The sequence below is a fragment of the Leptolyngbya sp. FACHB-711 genome (assembly GCF_014695615.1).
Lineage (GTDB): Bacteria > Cyanobacteriota > Cyanobacteriia > Elainellales > Elainellaceae > Leptolyngbya_A.
On the sequence record NZ_JACJOR010000203.1, the window covers coordinates 1 to 4491 of the forward strand.

Genomic DNA, 4491 nt, shown 5'->3' on the forward strand with positions numbered 1-4491 from the left:
TTGCCTACGATCGGCGGCAACCGCAGGACGCAAAAGGTAGCCTTCGGGTAGGGCAGGCAGGGGCATGAAGGGCAGATGAGGCTTGAGGAGTGAATAGGAGAATGTAAGGAGGGAGCAATTATCTCTTCGGGGAACGATGAAGCATACGATTGCTGCGATCGGTTAAGTTAGAGAAAAGAAATATTTTTTAAGCAATTATGGTTTCTACGTCCCTTCCCGCGCTCACTGTCAATTTATCTCGAATTCGCGCTGAAATTCAGTCGCTTCAGCCGCAGTTAGTCGAATGGCGGCGCACCCTGCATCAGCGTCCAGAATTGGGATTTGAGGAGCAGCTCACGGCGGAGTTTGTGGCGCAAAAGCTGCAGGAATGGGGCATTGCATACCAGACGGGCATTGCTCAAACAGGCATTGTAGCAACTGTCACGGGTAGCCAGCCTGGGCCTGTTCTGGCAATTCGGGCAGATATGGACGCGCTGCCAATTCAGGAAGAAAACGAAGTTGCTTATCGATCGCAGCATCCTGGCAAAATGCACGCCTGCGGACATGATGGACATACGACGATCGCCCTTGGCACGGTTTATTACCTGTCGCAGCATCCAGAGCGATTTGCCGGAACGGTGAAGTTTATCTTTCAGCCTGCGGAAGAAGGTCCAGGTGGTGCAGAGCCGATGATTCAGGCGGGCGTCCTGCAAAACCCTAAAGTTGATGCTGTAATTGGGCTGCACCTGTGGAACAACCTGCCGCTTGGAACGGTGGGCGTTCGGGAAGGGGCACTCATGGCGGCGGTAGAGCTGTTTGACTGCACGATTCAGGGACGTGGCGGACATGGCGCAATTCCGCAGCAAACGATCGATGCCATTGTGGTTAGTGCCCAAATTGTGAATGCGCTGCAAACGATCGTCTCTCGCAATGTTGATCCGCTCAAAGCCGGAGTGGTGACGGTTGGATCACTCCATGCCGGACATGCCAACAACGTGATTGCAGACACGGCGCGAATGACCGGAACCGTGCGCTACTTTGACCCCAGCCTGAAAGGATTTTTCCGCGAACGGATGGCGCAAATTATTTCAGGTATCTGCCAGAGCCATGGCGCAACCTATCATCTGGACTACGACGAATTTTATCCGCCTGTGATCAACGATCGCGCCATTGCTCAGCTTGTGCGATCGATCGCTGAAGAAGTGGTAGAAACGCCGATCGGCATTGTGCCCGACTGTCAGACCATGGGCGGCGAAGATATGTCGTACTTTTTGCAGGAAGTTCCCGGCTGCTATTTCTTCCTTGGCTCGGCAAACCTCAGCAAAGGGCTGGCGTATCCGCATCATCACCCCCGATTTGATTTTGATGAGACGGCTCTGGGAATGGGTGTTGAAATTTTTGCTCGCTGCGTTGAAAAGTTCTGCTCTTGATAAGCGGATGTTTGGAAAAGGCATCTATGGAAGGAACTCCTGTTTCAGGTAATGAAAAAGGCGATGAACAATACCGGCTGATTGACCTGATGCCTGCTTCCGGGCGGATGTACTGCAAAATTGTCAGCAAACCGAATCAGCCGCAAGTTATTGCTGCAAAGGTTCCACTGCCCTGGAGCGAATCTCGCCCGATCGCCATCAACTTTGACCGCTGGCAAATGCTGACCCAACCTCAGCGCGATCTGCTGCTGCTGCAAAAGGTAAGCTGGCTACTCTCGATTGACTGGTTTAAACCCAGCCTGTATCAGGGACTCACGGCAGTTGGATTTGCGGCGATCGGCTGGGAATTTTTGCGTTCTGACCCCGCAGGCATTGTTGTAACCACTGGACTCACGTTTCTGGCAGCTAGCCAGATCTGGCGCAAAAGCCGCAGCCTGGAGCAGTCCCAACTGGCAGACGAAGAAGCGATCGCAATCGCCCAGCGAAGAGGTTACACCAGCACAGAGGCAGCCCGATATTTGATCGAGGCGATCGAGGCGGTTGCTTTACTGGAAGGGCGATCGATCACGGTGGAGGAACAGGTGCGGTGTCAGAGTTTGAGGGCGATTGGGGGTCGGGGGGATTGAGGGACTTAACTGCGTGAAAGCGAGTAGGAATGGTTTGGTAGGAAGTCTCATTGTTTGCTCTTGGAGATTGGCGATAGAGATATGAAGGCTCAAAGTCTCAGCAATTTGCTCGGCATTTCAGGTTCTGAGCCTTGTAACTGAAGTAAAAAGGCTGAAGTTCCAAATTCTAGAGTCAGAGTTTTAGGCTTCGAGGTTGAAATTTCTAGCAAAAAGGTTAAAGCTTTAAGTCCGGAGGGTGGACATTCGAGCTTAAAGGTCAGCATTTCGAGTCTTCTTCTTGAAAGGCAAGAAATTTGACATGACTGGAACCCTCTCAATTGGTTTATCCAAAAGATTCCAGCCACCTCGAAGCTGCACTACTTCCTTCCCCGTGATGGGTTTCCTTTCATGACGGGTACAAGAACCTGGAGCAGGAGGGCTATGGAGCTAATTACTCCTGCGATCGCGCCGATAACGATCGCGGTTGCAAGGATGATCTCAGTGGGGCTAGTGCCATACTGCATCCAAGCTGAGGGAGGCTCGATCGAGCCAGGATTCGTAATCACAACCTGAACAGGCTGTGTTTTGGCTGTGGGAGACTGAGGAGTGGAGTGTTGCATCGATTACTGTTTTCAACTCAATGAACCTAACTTAACTGGGTAGACCGCTGCGAATCGCCTCTCAAGTGTTAGCAATCAGTTAGCATTGAATCAGCTTGTGTTTCTCGCAATCTCTGGGTTTTCGATGCCTTCACCTTCGTCACAACCTCCTCTTTTCGAGCAAGCTAGGCAAAGGTTTGATCTGGACAGGCTCCGCTCTGACCTGGAAAGGACAGGAAAAATTACGCCCAGAAATTGGGAGTATCTGAAAGGCATACTGTGCGAATTAGATCAGGGAGAAATTGCGAAACACTGCTCTGTCACGAAAGGAACTGTCAAAACTGCCTTGACTGGACGTGTTAGGCAGCAGATTCTTGAACTTCTTCCAGACAAAAGTGAGATTGATTGGAAACGCTTACCACAATGGCTAATTGAAGCGGGTTATGGAATTGGAGAGGGCTATCCCGATGATTATTGGAAAGAAGTATGCCGCGCAATGCTCGATCGTCAGATTCAATCTCCAACTCTTGAATATTTGATGGCAAAGGATGGAGTTTGTATTGATCCCGCTAAATTATTCATATCTGTTGGACTGATCGAGCGCAAGCAAAAACAGTATCGGCGCTCTGATGTAAGTTCCGTTGAGCAGGGTTCTCAGCTATTACAACCTGTTGAGGACGAAATCGTTAAGCGATTTGATAATGAGGAGATTTTTTTAAGTGAGGTCATCTGTAACTCCAATACTTCAGATAACTCTCGTCTGGTCATTACGGGAGAGCCAGGTTCAGGTAAGACAACACTGTTGCAAAAAATAGGCGATCGCCTTTACCTGAAAGGAATGTTTCCAATCTGGATTTCGCTGGGTAAATGTGGAGTATCACCCACGTTTGAGTTTCTAAGCCATCTTCTTAAAAAAAATGCTAAACCCAGAAGCGTTGAGTCCTCTGAATGGGAGGCAAGCATCAATGCTTTATTGCAGACGGGAAAGGTTTGGCTTTTATTAGACGGAGCAGACGAACTAACAACAACTGGTAATTCTCTCCAAATGATTGGAGAGCAATTAAAAGAAGCATGGGCAGATCGGGTCAAGGTTGTTCTAACCTGCCGTTTGAACACCTGGGATGTTTATGCACTACCTAGATTTAAAGTTTTTCGGACTCTTGCATTTGATTATCAAACACCTATTAACAAATATCGAAATCAGATTGAAGCATACATTTATCGGTTTTTCACAAGAGATGGAGTTGATTCTCAATTAGGGGATGCGTTAATCCAGCAACTTTATCTACCAGGTAAAGAAAGAATTCGCGACTCTGTAAAAAATCCTTTGCGTTTATCATTGCTCTGCTACATTTGGGAATCACACATTGGAGAACTACCTGACACAAAAGCTGAGCTTTATCGACTTTTTGTTGATTACTACTATGACCTACAAGCACGAAAACATTCTGAGGTGGAAATCGATCGTACCGAACGAGATACTTTAAACTCAGCACTTGGCGAAGTTGCTAAAACTGCTCTTGACAGCCATGACAGTCGATTCAGGTTGAGAAAGAGCCAGATTGAGGATATATCAGCAATGGGCAAATCAGATGCAAGAGGGTCTTTATTCTATAAAGCCGTTCAGTTAGGTTGGCTTAATTATATTGGAACCACATCAGAAAAACCCCATGAAGCTACGTATGCCTTCTTTCATCCTACATTTCAGGAGTATTTTGCAGCTTTGGCGATCGACGATTGGAGCTTCTTCCTTCCTCAAACTCACATTGATAAACCTATGAAGTATGGCAAATATCGAATTTTTGAACCTCAGTGGAAGGAAGTTATAGGCTTATGGTTAGGGAAGTTTGATTTAAACGACTACTTTAAGGAACAACT

The 4491-nt window shown here is 47.9% G+C and carries 4 protein-coding genes; 3 read left to right on the top strand and 1 reads right to left on the bottom strand.

Annotated features, from left to right (window positions below; all coding sequences use genetic code 11):
- The first annotated feature begins 197 nt into the window (after window positions 1-197).
- Window positions 198-1409 (top strand): M20 metallopeptidase family protein, encoded by a 1212-nt coding sequence (locus H6F80_RS07660; protein WP_190790991.1) that lies wholly within the window; start codon window positions 198-200, stop codon window positions 1407-1409.
- A gap of 26 nt (window positions 1410-1435) precedes the next feature.
- Window positions 1436-2035 carry a DUF3318 domain-containing protein gene (locus H6F80_RS07665; RefSeq protein WP_190790992.1) on the top strand — a complete coding sequence of 200 codons (600 nt, stop codon included), beginning with the start codon at window positions 1436-1438 and terminating at the stop codon, window positions 2033-2035.
- Window positions 2036-2391: 356 nt separating this feature from the next.
- Here the strand turns inward: H6F80_RS07665 and H6F80_RS07670 are convergent, their stop codons facing one another.
- A complete protein-coding gene (locus H6F80_RS07670) occupies window positions 2392-2634 on the bottom strand; it encodes a hypothetical protein (RefSeq protein WP_199296435.1) in 243 nt (80 codons plus the stop codon).
- 124 nt (window positions 2635-2758) lie between these two features.
- Here H6F80_RS07670 and H6F80_RS07675 point away from each other — a divergent pair.
- On the top strand, window positions 2759-4491 hold a 1733-nt coding region (locus H6F80_RS07675; protein ID WP_190790993.1), incomplete at its 3' end, for an NACHT domain-containing protein.